This is a genomic window from Francisella halioticida, assembly GCF_002211785.1.
Lineage (GTDB): Bacteria > Pseudomonadota > Gammaproteobacteria > Francisellales > Francisellaceae > Francisella > Francisella halioticida.
This window is the reverse complement of the sequence record NZ_CP022132.1, coordinates 1,288,903-1,308,261: the sequence shown is the minus strand read 5'-3', so window position 1 is coordinate 1,308,261 and position 19,359 is coordinate 1,288,903. Positions and strand designations below refer to the sequence as shown.

Sequence of the window (19,359 nt, the reverse complement as noted above, 5' to 3'; positions counted from 1 at the left end):
AAAAATATAAGATAAATGATAATATAAATTAGTCCCTATCACCAGCAACTGCACCAAAGATTTGTAATAGAGTTATAAAGATATTAAATAATGAAACATAAAGGTTTACAGTAGCTAGGATATAGTTAGTTTCTTCACCTCTAACAATAGCATTTGTTTGCCATAAGATAAATCCACCGGAGATAAAAGCAAATACTAATGATATTACAAATCCTAAAGCAGGTATTTGTAAGAAAATATTTAAAACCAAAGCAACAATAGCAACAATAGCTCCTATTGCACAGAATGAACCAACCCTGTTAAAGTTTCTAGCTGGACTCATAGAGATAGCTGATAAACCTAAGAATATAAGTCCAGTAGTGCCAAACGCCATCATTATTAACTCAGCACCATTTTTGAACTGTTGGATGTATAAGTTTAGTATTGGACCTAGTGAATATCCTAGTAGTCCTGTTAATGCAAAAGTTAAAACGATACCCCAAGGTGAGTTTTTCGTTGCATTAATGCCAAATAATAGACCAATATAGACTACTAACATTAAAATAGGGTTCATCATTGCAGCACCTGTATGCATAGCAACAAAAGCCGTAAAGGCACTAAACAATAAGGTCATTGATAGTAGCAAATACGTATTTCTAAGAACTTTGTTGGCTCTTAGAGCAGACTCTTGCGATAGTGAGTCTATTACACGAGTATTATTTTCGAAGTTATTCATTTTTTCTCCTTTTAACTTGTCTCTTATCACAGTATAAATAAAATCTAACCAAACATGAATTATATCATAAATCTATAATCTTAAATATGGAGAGTAATAATAATTTTTCAAGTAATTGTTTTTAAATACTAATATAAATGTCGTATAGAAATGATACAAATATTAATGATGAGAATATTAAGTAAAGAAGTGTTGTTGTAATAACTTCATTTTTACCACCAGCTAATATTTTTCCAAGAGAAAAATAAATAGGAACTATTAAGACATTTAAAACTAAAGCCAATAGTGTTGCAAATACAAGCATTAGGTTGCTAATTAATCGATCACCGGCAAAAATACCAATAAAAATCATAAATACTCTAATAATTTCTATATATAGCATGGTCTTAATCAAACGAGTATTGATAATGGATTCTATTTTTAATGTTATAAGATTAAATCTCCAGCCAGCATAGATCAGTAGACACATAAGATACTCTGCAATTAAAAATAGACAAGTGCTTATTGCAGAGTTTAGATATGCGGGATTTATTGAATTTATCAAATTTTCATATTTTAGAAAATTAAGATAAATCACTTTATTTACAATTATAAGGGCTAAGCTAAAATATATATATTTAAGAAGCCGAACTCCATTTTCTTTGTTATTTGAAATTGTCAAAACATGCAAATAGATTAGTGATAATGGTAGTATAATTAGGTTAAAGCCACTAAAGATCTTGAGATTTAGGAACAGGTAAAAAAGTATAAGTGAAAATATGAAAAATATTGTAAGAACACCATAAAAACTGATACTAACTCTTTCAGTTTGGTTTGTCAGAGATGTATTTAATCTATAACTATTTTTTAAAAAAAACACTAATAAAAATATAGCTATAGCTAGGTAAAATATTTTGAAATAGAAAAGGTTTTTAAGGATGATAAAGTATATTGCAGTACCTGTAGCAATACCTAACAGCGCACTTGAGTATATTCCAATAAAACCATATAAGCGACGTAGATCAGTTTTTAGATAAAAAGAGCTGAGGTTAAAGATTAAATTTACTAGAACTGTAGCAATTCCAATCCATAGGGCAGTAGAACTAAAAAGAATCATATTATGAACAAAAGATAATGCAGTGGCAATTATTATGAATTGTAAGCCATGAACTATTGATTTAGTTGAGCCAAAAAAGTAATTACTAATGCAGCCAAAAATTCCAGCAAAAAATATTACAAAAAGGTGATCATTACGATTATAAAAGAAATCAATTTTACCATACTGACTTAGAATTGTTATCGAAGGTGCTATAGCTAAACATAAACAAAAAACCATAAAGGCTATAATATGTAAACCTCCAGGTTGTTTAAAATGAATATTTACTTTTGAAATGTTTATGTTTTTTTTCATATTATTTAAGTAGTAACTTTTGTAGTTTTATCAGGTATTCACTTTCATTAGGGATAGTATTGTATTTTTGAGATTTCCACATCTCTTCAGCTAAATAGTCTATCATAAGATGATGGACTTTATGCTCATTGTTATTATATTTGTTAATTAGTTTTTGATAAGTTTCGTTTATACCTGATGGGCAGTTAGTTTGAATTTGCTCTATAATAGCTAAATGCAGACTTATATGTAAGAAAGGGTTAATCTGTCCTATTTCTGGGGAATAGTCTTTATCAATATTATTAAGACTAATCTCTTTGTGATACTCAGGATGAAGTTCTATTATTCTAGCTATTTGTTCTTCGATTGCTGTTAGAGGTTGTTTACTTTGAAACTTACCCCAGCTGTCAATAAAAAGTTTACGTAGTTGAAGTCTATCTTGAGAAAAAATCATAAGTATTTTTCCTTATCTTTAAACTCACAATATTTATATATAATGCAGTTTCTACATTTTGGTCTTTGAGCTGTACATATATATCTACCATGTAATATTATCCAGTGATGGGCATCTTGAAGATATTCTTTAGGTATTACTCGAAGAAGCCTTTTTTCAACTTCATTAACATTTTTACCTTTTGCAAGAGGAATACGATTTGCTAATCTAAAAATATGAGTGTCAACAGCCATAGTAGGTCTACCAAAGGCAGTATTTAATACTACATTTGCTGTTTTTCTACCAACACCTGCCAAAGAGATTAAATCGTCAAAATCATGAGGAACTTGACTATCAAACTTTTCGATAAGATCTTTACATGTCGCTATAACATTTTTAGCTTTAGTTTTATAAAGTCCGATAGATTTTATATATTTAGCTAGTTTTTGCTCACCTAGAGAATATATTTTCTCGGGAGTATTAGCGATTTTATATAAAATTTCTGTTGCTTTATTAACACTAACATCTGTAGCTTGTGCAGATAAAATTACTGCTATTAAAAGTTCAAAATTACTAGTATATTCAAGCTCTGTAGTTGGGTTTGGATCATTTTGCTTCCAAGTTTCAAAGATTTGGATTCTTTTTTGCTTATTCATCTACACTTGGCTTTTTCTTTTTATTTCTAAATTTAGCTAATGAAGCTGCAATATATGCTTTTTTATCCATTTCTTGAGCTGTGGCAATATTTTTATAAATATCTCGCTGTTTAGATTTTGATTGTTCAATTCGTTGTTTATGAAAGTCATATCGATTACGATAGTAATCTTTTTGAGTATCATATTCATCAACGGATAAGTTTATTGGCTGCTTCTCTTCTGCAATGTTTACTAATGAAATACAATCCATAGGGCATGGCTCAATACATAGTTCACAACCTGTGCATTCTGGTTCAATGACGGTATGCATTAGTTTTTTTGTTCCAGAAATTGCATCAACAGGACAAGCCAGTAAGCATTTTTCACAACCAATACACATTGATTCATCAATCTTTGCAACAGCTCGTGGTTTTTCTTGTCCTAATGAAATATCAAGAGATATTTCAGATTTGTTTAATAGCTTAGATAGTTCTTTTAAAGTTTTTTGTCCACCTGTAATGCACTTATTATGTTTTTCACCATTAGTTATAGCTTTTGCATAACTATAGCAATCTTCATAAGTACATTTTTGGCATTGTGTCTGTGGCAATGCTTTATTAATTGAATTTACTGATATAATCATATTAATATAATTCTATGTTTGTTTTATTTTCTATATTTTTTATGTAATTAGCTATATTACCGGGTATTTCAATAAGTCCCTTCGACATTGTTAAAATGAAAAAAATTGGAAAAATATTAATGTCATCCCAAGAGAAGCTTCCACCATTAATGAAAGGAACTTTTATATAAGAGTCAATTTTTTCTAATAGTCCATTTATAGCTTTAATTGAGTCATGGGGAGGATTTCTTAGTAGAGATTCCATATTCCCAATATATTGAGATTTCTTATTTATAAAGTAATCTTTAGCGCTTTGAGTAGGAAAATCACATTCATTTTTTGGATGATGTGGCATACGAGGGTATACGACTCTACGATAATGAGGTGCTAGATCAGATACATATTTTTTAACAATATTATCTATAGTTGATGCAGTTATTTTAAAATTCTGTAATTTAGCTATGTATTTACAAATATCATCACTTTCTTTAATAAAGCTTCCATCATCTTTTTCCAAGAATGGTACTTGCTTAGAACCAATTCTATCTATATGAGATTTTTCATCATCATTTGCTAGAAATATTATTTCATAGTCTAGTTTGCTTAAATCTGCTACTAATCTTACTTTTATACAATAAGGACAATGATGGTACAAATATATTTTCATAACAAATCATTTGTATATTTTATGTCTAGGAGTAATTATATCATTTATTAAGATGTTTAGGACAACAATACGAAGTTAAAAAAATTAAATTTTGTTAATTTGTGTTTTATTTTTACCTAAAAAAATATTAATATAGAATTTATTATCTTTAGGAAACACTATGTTTAAAGATCTAAAATCTAAACAAAGTTTTACAATCGCAGCTATTACATTTTGGGGTCAGTTTGCAACTTATAGCCTTATATCTATTCTAATATTATATTTGACTAAATCAACAGCGAACTATGGTTTAGGTTTTTCTGAGCATCAAGCTTACTCTTTTCAAGGAGTTAGTCAGGCTATGGGATATGCTATACTTATGATAGGTGGATATATTGCAGATAAGTATTTGGGATTAAGAAGAGCAATACTTGTCGGTAGTTTACTTATGGCATTTAGCTATTTACTTATTTTCTTAAGTGGTTTTTTTGTTAAATATACAAATGAGTTTTTTATTTTCTCTTACGCTCTGATTCCTGCTAGCACATCCTTATTTTTAGGAACATCATCAGGTATGGTATCTAAAATATACAGTACAGATTTTAAAGCAGCTAAAGGAGCTATGACTTCATTTTATATAGCTATAAATCTGGGAAGTTTAATAGCATTTACAGTTTCACCAATACTAATAGGCTATAAATATGGGGCTTTAGCAATTTTAGCGATAGTTTTTGTTGGTAAGACTATAGCTGCTTTAAATTTTTATTATCGTTTTGAGATGTATGATAATATTGTTAATAAGATTGATAAAAGGCCTCTGCCATATAAATCAAAACTTATAGTAATTTCATATTTAGTAGTTGCCTATGTGTTGACACTTATATTTTATCAAATTCCAAATCAGGCTAATGTTATATTAGCTACTATTAGTATTGTTTGTTTATTGGCTTTTTTATTAAGGACAGTAACAGGGTTAAAAGCAGAAGTAAGAATTAAACAAGTTATAGGGTTATTTCTAATTGTAATTGCCGTAGTATTTTTTGTTGTTTATAATCAGATGGGTTCAACATTAATACTTCTAGCTAAAAATAATTCTGACTTGAACCTTTTAGATCTAACAGTAAAACCAGCAAGTTATAACTTAATAAATCCAATTATAATAATATTTGGTGGAATGGCATTAATTAAAATTTATCCACTCATACCAAGATTTTACATACCATATCAATTTGCTGTTGGAGTGTTATTAGCAGCTATTTCTATGCTAATTTTATATTATGCTTTTTATAATACTTCAACAGGTATTATAAACGGTAATTATATAGGACTTACTTTTGTTTTATCTTCAATAGCAGAACTATTTGTAAGTGCTATTGGTTTAAGCATGATTGGAATATATTGTGATTCTAAAACTATGGGATTTGCAATGGGAGCTTGGTATATCGCAATGTCATTATCTAATTCAATAACAGGTTTAGTAAACCAGGTTGTTGCCTTACCAAAAGATGGGGTATCAGTTCTTACAAGCGCCTCAATATATCAAAATTATTTTCTAGATATGGGAACTGTAATATTAGTAATTGGCTTTGTTATATGTGTTATGACATTTGCAATGGTAAAATTTATGAGAAATAGAAATATAGATTTTGTATAAGCTTTTATATAGCTGTAGGAGATTTGAAAGTTCTTTTAGCAGCTTCTTGATCAAGCAAGTATAGGCCGCTATCTTTAACAAGTTTAATTTTATTAATCATATCACAAACAGTAGCTTCTTCTTCCACTTGCTCATCAACAAACCATTGTAGGAAGTTTTTAGTTGAATGTTCTTTTTCTTCTAAAGCAAGATCCATTAAGTCATAAAATTTCTTTGTAACTTCTATTTCATGCTCAAGTGTTTTTTCGAATGCATCAAGTAGAGATTTGAACTCATTTTGAGGCGCTGCGATAGCTCTTATTTTTATACGGCCATTTTTATCATTTACGAATCTCATAATTTTTTTAGCATGAAAAACTTCTTCTTCATACTGAGCCATAAACCAATTAGTAAAACCGCCTAATCCTAGATCTTCAGTATATCCTGCCATAGCTAAATATATATTTGCAGATTCAAGTTCATAGTTAAGTTGTTCATTTAGTGCGTTTAACAATTTTTTTGATATCATAATTACTCGTTCCTTATTTTTGTATATCCATACAAGAGTATAATGATTTTTTATTATATGTTCAAACTTATTGCTGAATAATATTTACTATATAGTATAATATCAAACTAAATATTTATAATTAGTACTTAATATTTTATAATGTACTAAAAATTATAGTCCTATCAAATATTCTGTAAATATTATGAAAGAAATATCTAGTATAAAAATAAAGGTTGAAAGTGGCAATAAGTATACAACTGATCATGGCTTCCACGCTGTAAAAGATGGTATTAGAAATAAAAAAGAAAACTCTGTACAAGTACGTAAGCCAGAATGGTTAAAAGTACAAAGGCAAGATTCTAAAGAATATCAAAAGGTAAAATCTATTACAAAAAAGCATAAATTAGCTACAGTTTGTGAAGAGGCCAAATGTCCTAATATAAATGAGTGTTGGTCACATGGCACAGCAACAATTATGCTAATGGGTGCTGTGTGTACTAGGGCTTGTAAGTTTTGCTCTGTTGATACAGGAAATCCCAAAGGATGGCTTGATAAAGATGAACCTGAAAATACAGCAGAAAGTGTTAAATTAATGAATCTAGAATATGTGGTGCTTACATCAGTAGATCGTGACGATTTAGAAGATGGAGGTGCTGGACACTATGCAGAGACCATTATAGCTATAAAAAATGTTGATGAAAATATTAAAGTAGAAGCTTTGACTCCAGATTTTGCCGGAGTTAAAGAGAATGTTGATAAAATTATCAATACTAAGGTGGATGTGATCGCTCAAAACATAGAGACTGTCGAACGCTTGACTCATCCAGTACGTGACCCTAGAGCTGGATATATGCAGACATTAGACTTTTTGAGATATGTCAAAGAAAAGTCACCTAAAGTTTTAACTAAAACTAGTATTATGGTTGGACTTGGAGAGACTGATGAAGAAATTTATCAAACAATGGATGATGTTAGAAAGGCTGGAGTAGATATAATAACTCTAGGACAATATATGCAGCCAACCAGACATCACTTAAGTGTAGAGAGATTTGTAACTCCACAACAGTTTGAAGAATATCGTAAGATTGGTTTAGAAAAAGGCTTCTTAGAAGTAGCATCTGGACCAATGGTTAGATCAAGTTACAGAGCAGACAGAGTTTTTAAAAGAAATAATCTAGATTTGTAAAATCAAAATAAATAAAGGTGAAATAAAATGGCAAAAGTAGCGGTAGTATTATCTGGATGTGGATATCTTGATGGTTCAGAAATATACGAAACTGTATTGACTATATTAGCTTTAGAAAAAAATGCTTTAGAGTGGCAAGGAGTCGCTTTAAATAAAAATCAAAAACATGTAATTAATCACTTACATCAGTCTGTTGATAATAAAGCATCTCTACGTAACATACTAGAAGAGTCTGCTCGTATAACAAGAGGAAATGTTATAGATATAGCAGAAGCTGATAGTGATGATTATGATGCAGTGATTTTTCCTGGAGGATTTGGGGCTGCAAAGAACATTATGGATTTTGCTTTTGTAGGGGATGAAAGTTATAAGATGGATGAAGAAGTTTTAACTTTTGCAAGAGCATTTTATTTAGCAGATAAGCCCGCAGGTTATATATGTATAGCACCATTGATGATACCTTTGGTATATCCAGAAGGTACAAAAGTTACTGTTGGTACAGATCCAAATACTTTAGCTATTTTAGAGAAAAAAGGTGCTGAGGCTGTACTTATGGATGCAACTGATATTTGTGTTGATGAAGGTGTTAAAGTAATATCAACTCCTGCTTATATGTGTGCTAAAAGTATGTTAGAAGCATCACAAGGTATTGAGAAGTTGGTAGAAAAAATAGTTAGTTATATTTAAGTGTTAATAAAGGTATAAAAATGGCAGGTCATAGTAAATGGGCTAATATTAAGCATAAAAAAGCAAAAGAAGATGCAAAACGAGGCAAAATCTTTACTAAATTAATCAGAGAAATTACTGTTGCAGCAAGACTTGGAGGTGGCGATAAAGATTCTAATCCAAGGCTTAGGGCAGCAATAGCCATGGCTTTGGCAAACAATATGAACAAAGATACTATTGAACGCGCTGTACTTAAAGGTGCTGGCGGTGATGATAGCGATAATGTTGAAGAAGTACGCTACGAAGGGTATGGTCCAAGTGGCGTAGCTATAATGGTTGATTGTATGACAGATAATCGTAATCGTACGGTTGGTGAGGTTCGTCACGCTTTTTCAAAGAGTGGTGGTAATTTAGGTACAGATGGCTCAGTAGCATATATGTTTACTAAAAGAGGTGTTATATCTTTTGCACCAGAAATTGATGAGGATCAGCTTATGGAAGTGGCACTAGAAGTTGGTGCTGAAGATGTTATTACACATGACGATGGCAGTATTGATGTAATCACGGATACTCAAGATTTTTCAGATGTTCAAGAAGCTTTAATTGAGAAAGGTTTTAATTCTGAGAGTGCAGAAGTTACATTTGATGCTGAGACAAAAGCGGAATTAGATGTTGAAACTGCTGAAAAAGTTATGAACTTAATTGATAAATTAGAAGATCTTGATGATGTGCAAAATGTATATTCGAATGCTAATTTCACTCAAAAGTTAATGGAACAACTTAGTTAATTTATGCTTTTTGATAATCTTATTAAAACTAATATTAAGGCTAATTTAATAAGTATTAGAGCTTATCAAGATAGCGATTTTAATGACCTACATAATTGTTTTGATAGTGAACAACTCAAATGGTTTCCTGAAGACTATGTTGATTTTGAGGATTATAAATCACAGAAATTGTCCTTGCAAGAGGATAGGAAATTAATAATGTTAAGCTTAATAGATAATCTAGATGATAAAATCTTTGGTATAACATGTCTATTTAATATTGATGATTTTCATAAGAATCTTGAAGTGGGTATGACTTGGATTGATAAACAATACCAAGGAACAGGATATAATTTATTATTTAAATATTATCTTTTTAAATTTTTAATAGAAGAGATTAAGTTAAATAGAGTTTACTTAAAGACTGATTCAAATAATTTAAAATCTTTTCATGCAATGAATGGTGTTGGGTTAAACTATGAAGTAAAACTACTTTCTCATATGTTAGTAAAAAATGGCACTAGGCTTAGAGATTCAGAACTTTTTAGTGTTACATGTAAAACATGGGAGAATATAAAGAGTTATATGATTAAAAAGTTAGATAAAAAATTTGAAGATTTTGTATGGTAATACTTGGTATTGACCCAGGCTCAAGAATAACAGGGTTTGGGGTTATAAAGGTTCAAGCTAATAAAATATATTATGTTGCTAGTGGTTGTATTCGTATTACAGAAACAGCAACAGCTAGACGACTAAAGCAAATTGCTGATGGTATAACGGGGGTTATAGATATATATGCCCCAACTGAATCAGCAATAGAGCAAATTTTTATGTATCAAAATCCTATGGGAGCTATAAAACTAGGTCAAGCTAGAGGTGTGGCGATGTGTACTTTAGCAATAAATAATTTAGAAGTCAGTGAATATTCGGCAAAACAAATTAAGCAATCGGTTGTTGGAACTGGAGGTGCTGCTAAATCTCAAGTTCAACATATGGTGCAGTCTCTATTAGGACTAAGTAAGAAACCACCTGAAGATGCAGCAGATGCTCTTGCAATTGCAATATGTCACTATCATAGTAGTAGATCTTTAGCAAAAATTTCTGGAGCAAGCAGAGTAGCTCAAAAAAGAATTAAATAAATTGAAAATAAATAGTTGATTCTGACCTAAGGTAATACTTTAACATTTCGATATTATATAGTATTTGAGATTCCGCTGATAGGTGGAAGAGATTACTACACATCAAAAGTCCTAATAAAAAATAAACTAATAAACTAATAAACAAAATATTTGTTTATATACTCTTCAGTGCTTATAATTGCGTTATTAAAATAAAAATTAGTTTATTATGAATTCAAAATATTATCTTAGAGCTTGCACAATATGGCTTATTGGAGCTATGTTTTTCTTTTATGAATTTTTCTTGAGGGTACTGCCAAATTCTTTGCATCAAGATATTGTTAATAGTTTTCATGCTACAGCTTTTAGTTTTTCTTTATTTGGAGGGGCTTTTTATTTATGTTATTCGCTATTACAAGTACCTGTTGGTTTTATTTTTGATAAGTTTGGAATTAAAAAATCATTGTTTTTTGCTGCTATAACCTGTTCACTAGGAGCTTTATTTTTCTCAATTACACCTAACTTAGGTATTGCAATTTTTGCAAGATGCTTAATGGGAGTTGGGGCTGCTTTTGGCTTTTTAGGTCTACTAATAATATCGACACAATGGTTTCCTATGCGATATATAGGAATTCTTTCTGGTTCAACTCAGATATTAGGTACAATGGGGCCAATTTTAGCAGGGGGCCCATTATTATTCTTTGTTAGCTACCTAAATAGCTGGAGACTAGTTATATTTATTGCTGCTGTTATAGGAATCATATTATCAGTCTTGATTATACTTATTGTTAAAGAAAGCCCTAAAAATAGTCAAACTTTAAGTAAAAATGAATTTACAAGTGATATAAAAGATAATTTATTAAACAAAAAATTAAATACTATTTATCTATATGCGTTTTTTGTTTATTGTACTATACCTACTTTAGGTGCTATTTGGGGTGTGACATTATTAGAAAGTAAAGGTCTTAGTGTAACTCAAGCCTCTTATACGATTGCTTTTCTTTGGTTTGGATTAGGGATAGGAAGTCCCGCTTTTGGCTTTATGTATGATAAGCTTAAACACAGGATAAATATTTTAGCAGTAGTTTCTCTACTTGGCTTAATTTGTGTTTCTTTATTGCTTATTTTACAGCTAAATGAGACCTTAAGTATGGTTTTATTATTCTTGATAGGTTGTGCAGCAGCAGGCCAAACACTTTCATTTACAGTTATAGCTAGTTATAGAGCAGAGAAGCCAAAGTCTATATTTTTTGGTATTAATAATACTGTAGTAATGTTGTCAGGCTTTGTTGTACCGATTATTGTTGGTTTATTAGTTCATAGTTTTGATTTAGATATTTCTATGGCATTAATGATTCTTCCAATAGCTTTTTTGATCTCATTAATAGTTAGTTTAAGATTATCAACAGTTAAAAAAGATTAGGGAACAATATCTATGATAAGTTTTATAAAAGGTGTATTGATTGAGAAAGATCCCTCAGCTTTATTGATAGATGTGAATGGAATAGGTTATGAGGTCTTTGTACCTATGACTACATTTTATTCATTAAGTGAAATGGGAACAACTATAAACTTGTATACTCATTTTGTAGTTAGAGAAGATGCTCAGCAGTTGTATGGCTTTAAATCAAAAGTAGATAAGAAAGTTTTTCAAGAATTAATAAAAGTAAGTGGTATAGGGGCTAGAACTGCATTAGCTATTCTTTCAGGAATGGATTCTAAGACTCTTTTACATTGTATCGAAAATAAAGATTATGGACTATTGGCCACTGTACCAGGTATTGGTAAGAAAACAGCAGAACGTTTGGTTGTTGAGATATACGACAAGTTATTAAAAATGGCTAATGAAATCTATGGTCAGTCAGATAACTTCACTACAGCTAATGTTGAGTTACATTCTAATAAAACTCCAACACTGGCAGCTATATCAAACTCTATATTTAATGAGTCTGTTGACGCATTATTAGCTTTAGGGTATAAACAAAAAGATGCTGAAAAAATGATTCGTGGCTCAATTAGCGATGCTAAAACAGCAGCAGAAGCCATTCGTAAAGCTTTACAAGGATCTATTAAATCAAAACGATAATAGAAAAATTAAAAGCCACAGAGATAATATTCAGCTGGAGATATTAAAATGAGATATTTTTTAATTGGTTGGATATATATTATTTATGAATATGCACTTAGGCTATCAGACAGTGTTATTTTAATTAATCTACAAGATGAATATCATTTATCATCTAATCACTTAGCGTCTTTATCATCAGCTTATTATTTTGCGTATATCGGTTTGATGATTCCAGCAAGTATCTTAATTGATCGCTTCGGTTTATTTAAAACATGGGTAGCAGCTATGGGTATTCTAATTATTAGTTGTGTGATGTTTGCTTTTGCTCCTAATTTAGAAATATTAATTATTGCCAGGATTCTTATGGGTATTGGCTCAGCTTTTGCAATAATTGGAATCTTTGCTTTATCTGTTGAGAATGTTAAGCATTCAGGGACTCTTATTGGGTTAACTATGTTGATGGCAATGATCGGTGCATTAATAGGTCAAGGTCCTTGGTTGCAGCTGACGAAGTATTTAGGAGATTGGCGAGAGACATATCTTCTTGCAGCTGTATTTGGCATGGTTTTAGTATGTGTTTGGAGTGTATTTTGTAGGGATGCAAAAAGTTTAACAGAGACAAAGAGTTTATCTAATATTTTGGGAGATCTTAAATGTCTAATAAAATCACCATTATTTTGGATTGTGGCAATATTTATGGGGTGTTTAAGTACGCCACAAACTGCATTTTTGGCATTGTGGGGACCAATATATCTACAAAAAGTTTATGATATTGATGCAACTCAGGCAGCATATTTAGTTTCAATAATTACAATAGGAGGTCTTTTTGGAGCTATATTTTTTGGCTGGTTGAGTGATAAATTAGTAAATATTAAGCACTTATTAGTTTTGTGTGGTTTTGTAACTGCAGGGCTATTTATGCTTTTAATTGATGGGACATTTAGTTCAGAAGTCATTCTCATATTTGTTTTATTTTTAATAGGGGCTATTACAAATGCAAATACTATGATTTTTGCTTTTCTTGGACGTAAGTTTAATAATTTTCCAAAGGCATCTGTACAAGGTTCAGCCAATACTTTGAATATGGGAGGTGGGCCAGTAATGCAGATATTAATTGGTTTAATAATGAGCTTACAAACATCTAATATTACAAATCAACTTAGCCTACCTGTTATGAAAAACTCAATGTACGCTATACCAATAGCATTAGCTATATTTTCGTTAATTCTTATAGTTTTGCCTAAAGAGAAATTCATTACTATTAAATCTTAAAAGTTTCATAAAGTCCTATATATTTATATCTTTCTAAGATATAAAATATTAAAGTTAATATTTTAAGTTTAAATAAGGGTATAAATGGCTTTTCTAATAGGGCTAATAGTATTGGCTATAGTTTTAATTATAGTATTATTTTTGCTTTTGAGTAAAAAATCAAAGCAAGTTGAAGATATTCTCCAGGATTATGAGAAGTATAAAGACTCAACCCAGAATGAATTAATAAAATTGCGTGGTAAAAATGTTACTTTTGATACGCTTTTAGATCAGGAAAAACAAAAAAATTCTGAGTTAAAACAAGATAGTATTTTACGTATAGATGAGCTAAAGCAAGAGATCAAAGAAGAAAGAAAGAAATCTTATAGTTATATAGAAGAAATCAAAAACTATAAGTCACAAGTATCAATGCTTGAAACTCAGCTTAAAGAACAAAATAATGCGATGCAAGATAAGCTGGAGTTGTTACAAAATAGTGAAACTAAGCTAAAAACAGAATTTGAAAATCTAGCAAATAAGATCTTTGAAGATAATTCAAAAAAACTTAATGAGCGTAATCAAGAGAGTCTAAATAGTGTTCTAAATCCTGTACGTGAACAGTTAAAAGATTTCAAACAAAAAGTAGAAGATGTTTATGATAAAGAATCTACGGCTAGAGGAGCTTTACAGAATGAGCTAAAAACTCTTAAAGAGCTAAATCAAAAGATGACCACCGAGGCTCATAACCTAACAAATGCTCTTAGAAGTAGTACAAAGCAGCAGGGTATTTGGGGAGAAATGGTGCTTGAAAATGTTCTTGAGAAATCTGGCCTTAGAGAAGGGCTAGAATATATTCGGGAAAAGCATACTACAGATGAAGAGGGTAAAGCATATCGCCCTGATGTGGTTGTTAAGTTGCCAGATAGTAGAGATATAATTATAGATGCTAAGACTTCGCTATTTGCATACAATGATTATATGGCTGCAGATGAAGAACAAAAACAAGTTCACTTGAAAGCACATATTAGATCTATACGTGAACATATCAAAGGTCTTGCAAATAAAAGCTATGAAAATCTAAAAGATATAAATTCGTTAGATTTTATATTTATGTTTATTCCTATAGAAGGGGCTTTATTATTAGCCTTAGATAATGATACTAATCTTTATGATGAAGCATTTAAGCAGAAGATAATCCTAGTTAGTCCTACAACTTTATTGGTAGCATTAAGAGCTGTTGAGAATACTTGGCGCTATGAGAAGCAAGCACAGAGTATTACGGATATATATAGTAGGGCAGAGGAGCTTTATAAGAAGTTTGTCGGCTTTGTTGATGATTTAGAAAAGGTTGGTAAATCTATAAATGACGCCAATAAATCTTATGAAAATGCTTTTAGTAAGCTAAAAACAGGTCGAGGTAATCTAATTGGTCAGGTTGAAAAACTGAAATTAACCTCAAATATAAAACCTAAAAAAGAGCTTGATAATGATTTGGTTGAGAATGCTATGAGTGATGGTGAGTAGAAAAAATGAAACTTTTAAAAAAACACATTCTTTTATAAAATCATTCTGGGAATATTTAGGCCAATCTCAAGATAAAAACTTTCGTATGCTACATATAGTTGTAGGTATAGCAGTTATTTTTCAGATTATAGATAGTAATTTTATGCATGTTAAATTTGGACTTAATGTCTGGGCATATACACATATGTTTTGTGGATTATCTTTATCCGTTTTAAGTGTGCTTTTAGTTATTATGGCTCTTGATAAAAGGGGATTACGTTATTATTTTCCTTACTTATATAATGATTACTCAGCAATCAAAGTAGATCTATCAGAGTTGTGTAAATTTAGATTACCAAACTCTAGAAGTGGTAGTCTTGCTGCAATAGTACAAGGTCTTGGCTTACTTGCATTAACTTTAGCATGGGTCTCTGGGTTTTTCTGGTTTACAGCTTGGAATTGGCAGTCACCTTATATGCATGATTTAGAAGAGATACATAAGACATTAGTCGATCCTGTAGAAATATATATTTATGCTCATGCATTTATGGGTATTTTACATTATGTTTTACAGAGATATTTTCCAAAATTTATTAGTAATATTAAAGAATAATTTAAATAGAGATTACTTAGCCCAGTAAAAACATCCACATTGGTAGAGTAATTATAGATAGAATAGTTGATACTAGATATAGGCTAGTTGCTTCATCTGGGATTGCACGCCATTGTAATGCAAATATAGTAGCTATTGTTGCCGTTGGCATAGCCACTAGATAGACCAGATCTTTAGCATAGTTTCCAGTGATACCAAATAAGATTACAATTCCCCAGGCAATGAAACCACTAACTAAACTCTTCATTATTATATTAAAAATAAACATTTTACTTAGATGAAGTTTAATCCCATACAGGGCTAAGCCAACTGTAAATAGTGACATAAATACACAAGCCTTTGAAGCATGATCTATAGAATTTGTAACTGGTTTTGGTATTATAGTATATATATTTAATAGGCTAATGATTGCTCCTAAAACAATAGCTAAGAACATAGGTTTTTTAAGAGATTTTGATAAGGCATAAAGTATAATTACTTTTTTTGACTGAGTTGATCCGGAGTAGAGTTCCAAAAGAAATATAGTTAGAGGAATAAGGGTTAGTGATATTACAAAGTTAGCTTTAGCTACAGATATAAGAGCTGTTGAGCCAATTATACTTATAAAGAATGGAATTCCCATACCACCCATATCTGTGAAAGTGTTTATCATAGCTTGCATAACACTATTTTTTTTAGATTCTTTGAAAATTAAAATGCTTGCACTAAAACAAATAGTCCAAATGATAGCAATGGAAATTAGAAAAGCAGACATCCAACTAATATCAAATATTTGTTCTGGTCTTGCTGTAGCTGTTTGCATAAATAGCAAAGCTGGAAATACATATACAGTGACGATTTTTGCACAAGTTTTATGAGCGTTTTCACCAACTAATTTTAAGTAGCCAGTTAGCCAACCAAAAAATATAATAATAAATATAGGTAATATTGAGTCTACAATTTGTACAAGCATTATTTAAAAAGTAAAAGTGTTTAATTTAGTAGATATTAAGCTTTTTAAGATAGAATTGCTACGGTTTTATTGCTATTAATGGCTCTAAAAAATCATCAATAGTACAATGATTCTCTATAGGATGACGTAATCTTTTCTCTTTGTTAATTTCATAGTGATTATTTCTTCCAATTTTTGTAATAGTTAAGTACGCTGTTTCGGTTAGGTCGCTAAGTATATTTAGGACCGCTCTTTCAGTAATCCCAATCTTGATTGCTATATCTCTAATAGTGATATTTGGATTATTATTAATAAGACATAACACGTGTGAGTGGTTTGTTAAAAAAGTCCAACTGTGATTTTTTTTTGTAGTCATTTCAGTAATTATTTATTTATCTTTGTTTATTATACTGGAGTATATGCTAAAGATGAATGGTGAAGTACGATTTATGGTTCACCTTTTTTATTTAGTTTAAATGATATTATCTGGTTTGGTAACATTTTTACCATTAGGTTGGGTTAGGATTAGATACTCGTTACTTACTTCCTAAGTATAAATATTGGTATGTATACTTTAATTTCATGTTTAATATAATCTGCATAATATTTTTGTAAAGTCTTTTCTCAAAAAATATAATATGTTTATAATCTAAGTAAGTATTTAAAATAGTTAGGCAAGTAAATGTTCATATGAATATAATTGATTCACATATACATTTTTGGGATCTTAAAAATGGTTATAATAACTGGGTTAAAGATACAAATCTACCAAATCTAGTAATACCAGAAGATTTAAATGCGGATGCTTTTGTACATATCGAAGCACATAATGAAATATCTGATCCTTTATGTGAGTATAAATGGCTTAAATCAGAATTTATAGATAGAAATATTAAAGTAATTGCTTTTGCTGATTTTACTTTAGATTTACCTAGCTTTGAAAAAAAGATTATAACTTTAAAGAAATATAAAAATATTGTAGGTGTTCGCCAGATTATGTCCAAAACATCTAAATCTAGTTATAGTCCCTTTTGTAAAAATATTCCAGGTGACTTGGGGGATAAATTAAGAGTATTGAAACAAAACAATTTGGTGTTTGAAGCTCAAATGTATCCAGAGCAATTTTTAGCTATTCTAGATAGTGTAGATAGTTCTCAAGTTACAATGTCCATAGAGCATTTTGGCTTACCAATATTCTCAGATAATGAGAGTCTAGATAAATGGTATAATCTAATAAAAGAATGTACAAAAAACAACAATTGGAAACTTAAACTATCAGGGTTTGATTTAAACAATTATTTTTTACATATTAATAAAGCATTAGATTTTGTTTTTGAAAATATAAAGGATACTCAATTATGCTATGGGTCAAATTTCCCAGTTTCGCATCAAAATGATTATAGTTTTTGGCATAATTTTTTATATAAATACATCAATGATGATAAGATATCTGAAAATGTTTTTAAAAATGTAGCACAAGAAGTTTATTTTAATAATAAAGGTTGAATTATGAAAATAGTAGCAGTAGAAATATTTGATATTTATTGTGACAAAAGACCTGCTTGGTCACCAGTATTTATAAAAGTAATTACAGATGAAGGTATTACAGGGGTTGGAGAAGCTGGGCTTGCTTATGATTTAGGGCATTCAGCAGCAGCAAATATGATTAGAGAATTTGCCCAAGAGATGGTGATTGGTATAGATCCATTTGAGAGTGAAAAATTATGGGATAGAATGTTACGTGAGAGTTTCTGGGGACTTGGAGGAGGCCCTGTTATATACGCAGCGATGAGTGCTATTGATATTGCCTTATGGGATATTAAGGGAAAAGCTCTTGGAGTACCTGTATATAAACTACTTGGTGGTAAAACCAATAAGAAGCTTAGAACTTATGCTAGCCAACTTCAGTTTGATTGGGATGAATGTGAGCGTAAGACATTATTTAAACCAGAAGACTATGCTAAAGCTACAGAGAAAGTTGTTGCAGAAGGATATGATGCGATTAAAGTTGACCCTATGATGTTTGATCATAAAGGTGAAACTCTTTATGATTGTACGTTACCATTTCGCAGAGATCATTTAAATTTGATCCGTGAAAGAATGCAGGCTATTCGAGATGTACTTGGTGAGAATGGAGATATCATCTTTGAGTGTCATAGCTTACCTAGTTTAATTTCAGCATTACAATTAGGTGAAATAGCAGAAGATTTTAATTGTTTGTACTTTGAAGAGCCTGTTAATTATCTAAATAGTAAGTTGCATGAACCTCTAAAAGATAAGCTGCGTGTACCAATAGCTGCAGGCGAAAGGCTATATTTAAGGCATGGTGTTAGAGAGTATATAGAGAAGCAAACTATAGATATCTTACAGCCAGATATTGGGCTATGTGGTGGCTTTACAGAAGCTAAGAAAATCTGTGATTATGTAGATATGTACGATGTTAAAGTTCAAGCCCATGTCTGTGGTGGGCCTATAGCTACAGCGGTGAGCTTACATTTAGAGACAGCAATTCCAAATTTTATAATTCATGAACATCATACTTATGCTCTTAAGGATTTTAATAGAGAGCTTTGTGTTCAAGATCTACAACCAATTGATGGATATTTTGAAGCTCCAAATACTCCAGGTCTTGGTATAGAAATAAATGAAAAAGCTCTTTCTAAGAAAACAAATAAAGTAATTGTAAAATAAA

At 30.5% G+C, this 19,359-nt stretch carries 22 protein-coding genes; 13 read left to right on the top strand and 9 right to left on the bottom strand.

What is annotated here, in order from left to right; translation table 11 throughout:
* Positions 1 to 28: 28 nt before the first annotated feature.
* The 6 genes from CDV26_RS07035 to grxB all read right to left on the bottom strand — a co-directional run bounded on the left by CDV26_RS07035 (position 29) and on the right by grxB (position 4,441).
* Positions 29 to 715, bottom strand: coding sequence for a Bax inhibitor-1/YccA family protein (locus CDV26_RS07035; RefSeq protein WP_088772675.1), 687 nt, complete (start codon positions 713 to 715; stop codon positions 29 to 31).
* 121 nt (positions 716 to 836) lie between these two features.
* Positions 837 to 2,105, bottom strand: coding sequence for a hypothetical protein (locus CDV26_RS07030; protein WP_088772674.1), 1,269 nt, complete (start codon positions 2,103 to 2,105; stop codon positions 837 to 839).
* A 1-nt stretch (position 2,106) separates the two neighbouring features.
* The gene (locus tag CDV26_RS07025) at positions 2,107 to 2,538 is read right to left on the bottom strand and encodes a DUF1841 family protein (RefSeq protein ID WP_088772673.1); all 432 of its coding nucleotides are present in this window, start codon (positions 2,536 to 2,538) and stop codon (positions 2,107 to 2,109) included.
* Entirely contained in the window at positions 2,535 to 3,173 is a 639-nt protein-coding gene (nth, locus tag CDV26_RS07020) for an endonuclease III (RefSeq protein ID WP_088772672.1), read from the bottom strand. Before nth ends, CDV26_RS07025 begins: the two co-directional genes overlap by 4 nt.
* Positions 3,166 to 3,795 carry an RnfABCDGE type electron transport complex subunit B gene (locus tag CDV26_RS07015; protein WP_088772671.1) on the bottom strand — a complete coding sequence of 210 codons (630 nt, stop codon included), beginning with the start codon at positions 3,793 to 3,795 and terminating at the stop codon, positions 3,166 to 3,168. The genes nth and CDV26_RS07015 overlap by 8 nt, the downstream gene beginning before the upstream one ends.
* A 1-nt stretch (position 3,796) precedes the next feature.
* Positions 3,797 to 4,441 carry a glutaredoxin 2 gene (gene grxB, locus CDV26_RS07010; protein ID WP_088772670.1) on the bottom strand — a complete coding sequence of 215 codons (645 nt, stop codon included), beginning with the start codon at positions 4,439 to 4,441 and terminating at the stop codon, positions 3,797 to 3,799.
* A 160-nt stretch (positions 4,442 to 4,601) separates the two neighbouring features.
* On the opposite strand from grxB, the gene CDV26_RS07005 reads away from it, so the two are divergent.
* The gene (locus CDV26_RS07005; protein ID WP_088772669.1) at positions 4,602 to 6,074 is read left to right on the top strand and encodes a peptide MFS transporter; all 1,473 of its coding nucleotides are present in this window, start codon (positions 4,602 to 4,604) and stop codon (positions 6,072 to 6,074) included.
* Positions 6,075 to 6,078: 4 nt separating this feature from the next.
* Here CDV26_RS07005 and CDV26_RS07000 read toward each other — a convergent pair whose 3' ends face one another.
* The gene (locus CDV26_RS07000; RefSeq protein ID WP_088772668.1) at positions 6,079 to 6,582 is read right to left on the bottom strand and encodes a ferritin; all 504 of its coding nucleotides are present in this window, start codon (positions 6,580 to 6,582) and stop codon (positions 6,079 to 6,081) included.
* Between the two features lie 184 nt (positions 6,583 to 6,766).
* Between CDV26_RS07000 and lipA the strand changes: the two genes are divergently transcribed.
* The 10 genes from lipA to CDV26_RS06950 all read left to right on the top strand — a co-directional run bounded on the left by lipA (position 6,767) and on the right by CDV26_RS06950 (position 15,736).
* Positions 6,767 to 7,750, top strand: coding sequence for a lipoyl synthase (gene lipA / locus CDV26_RS06995; RefSeq protein WP_088772667.1), 984 nt, complete (start codon positions 6,767 to 6,769; stop codon positions 7,748 to 7,750).
* Between the two features lie 27 nt (positions 7,751 to 7,777).
* The gene (gene elbB / locus CDV26_RS06990; protein ID WP_088772666.1) at positions 7,778 to 8,437 is read left to right on the top strand and encodes an isoprenoid biosynthesis glyoxalase ElbB; all 660 of its coding nucleotides are present in this window, start codon (positions 7,778 to 7,780) and stop codon (positions 8,435 to 8,437) included.
* Positions 8,438 to 8,457: 20 nt separating this feature from the next.
* Entirely contained in the window at positions 8,458 to 9,204 is a 747-nt protein-coding gene (locus CDV26_RS06985) for a YebC/PmpR family DNA-binding transcriptional regulator (RefSeq protein WP_088772665.1), read from the top strand.
* Positions 9,205 to 9,207: 3 nt separating this feature from the next.
* Positions 9,208 to 9,813, top strand: a complete 606-nt coding sequence (locus tag CDV26_RS06980; RefSeq protein ID WP_088772664.1) for a GNAT family N-acetyltransferase — start codon at positions 9,208 to 9,210, stop codon at positions 9,811 to 9,813.
* Positions 9,807 to 10,322, top strand: coding sequence for a crossover junction endodeoxyribonuclease RuvC (gene ruvC, locus CDV26_RS06975; RefSeq protein WP_088772663.1), 516 nt, complete (start codon positions 9,807 to 9,809; stop codon positions 10,320 to 10,322). The genes CDV26_RS06980 and ruvC overlap by 7 nt, the downstream gene beginning before the upstream one ends.
* Positions 10,323 to 10,530: 208 nt before the next feature.
* Entirely contained in the window at positions 10,531 to 11,724 is a 1,194-nt protein-coding gene (locus tag CDV26_RS06970; protein WP_088772662.1) for an MFS transporter, read from the top strand.
* Between the two features lie 12 nt (positions 11,725 to 11,736).
* Entirely contained in the window at positions 11,737 to 12,387 is a 651-nt protein-coding gene (gene ruvA / locus CDV26_RS06965) for a Holliday junction branch migration protein RuvA (protein ID WP_088772661.1), read from the top strand.
* 48 nt (positions 12,388 to 12,435) lie between these two features.
* Positions 12,436 to 13,641, top strand: coding sequence for an MFS transporter (locus CDV26_RS06960; protein WP_088772660.1), 1,206 nt, complete (start codon positions 12,436 to 12,438; stop codon positions 13,639 to 13,641).
* An 84-nt stretch (positions 13,642 to 13,725) separates the two neighbouring features.
* Complete coding sequence (gene rmuC / locus CDV26_RS06955) at positions 13,726 to 15,144, top strand: DNA recombination protein RmuC (protein ID WP_088772659.1); 1,419 nt, start codon at positions 13,726 to 13,728, stop codon at positions 15,142 to 15,144.
* Positions 15,137 to 15,736: a cytochrome b/b6 domain-containing protein gene (locus tag CDV26_RS06950; RefSeq protein ID WP_245806409.1), complete on the top strand. Its 600-nt coding sequence runs from the start codon at positions 15,137 to 15,139 to the stop codon at positions 15,734 to 15,736. The genes rmuC and CDV26_RS06950 overlap by 8 nt, the downstream gene beginning before the upstream one ends.
* Before the next feature lie 16 nt (positions 15,737 to 15,752).
* Here the strand turns inward: CDV26_RS06950 and CDV26_RS06945 are convergent, their stop codons facing one another.
* Positions 15,753 to 16,688, bottom strand: coding sequence for an AEC family transporter (locus CDV26_RS06945; RefSeq protein WP_088772657.1), 936 nt, complete (start codon positions 16,686 to 16,688; stop codon positions 15,753 to 15,755).
* Between the two features lie 58 nt (positions 16,689 to 16,746).
* On the bottom strand, positions 16,747 to 17,043 hold the full coding sequence (locus CDV26_RS06940) for a helix-turn-helix transcriptional regulator (protein WP_088772656.1): 297 nt from the start codon (positions 17,041 to 17,043) through the stop codon (positions 16,747 to 16,749).
* A gap of 314 nt (positions 17,044 to 17,357) precedes the next feature.
* Here CDV26_RS06940 and CDV26_RS06935 point away from each other — a divergent pair, with 314 nt between their 5' ends.
* Both CDV26_RS06935 and CDV26_RS06930 read left to right on the top strand, forming a co-directional pair.
* A complete protein-coding gene (locus CDV26_RS06935) occupies positions 17,358 to 18,173 on the top strand; it encodes an amidohydrolase family protein (protein ID WP_088772655.1) in 816 nt (271 codons plus the stop codon).
* A gap of 3 nt (positions 18,174 to 18,176) precedes the next feature.
* Positions 18,177 to 19,358, top strand: a complete 1,182-nt coding sequence (locus CDV26_RS06930; protein WP_088772654.1) for a mandelate racemase/muconate lactonizing enzyme family protein — start codon at positions 18,177 to 18,179, stop codon at positions 19,356 to 19,358.
* Position 19,359 lies beyond the last annotated feature (1 nt).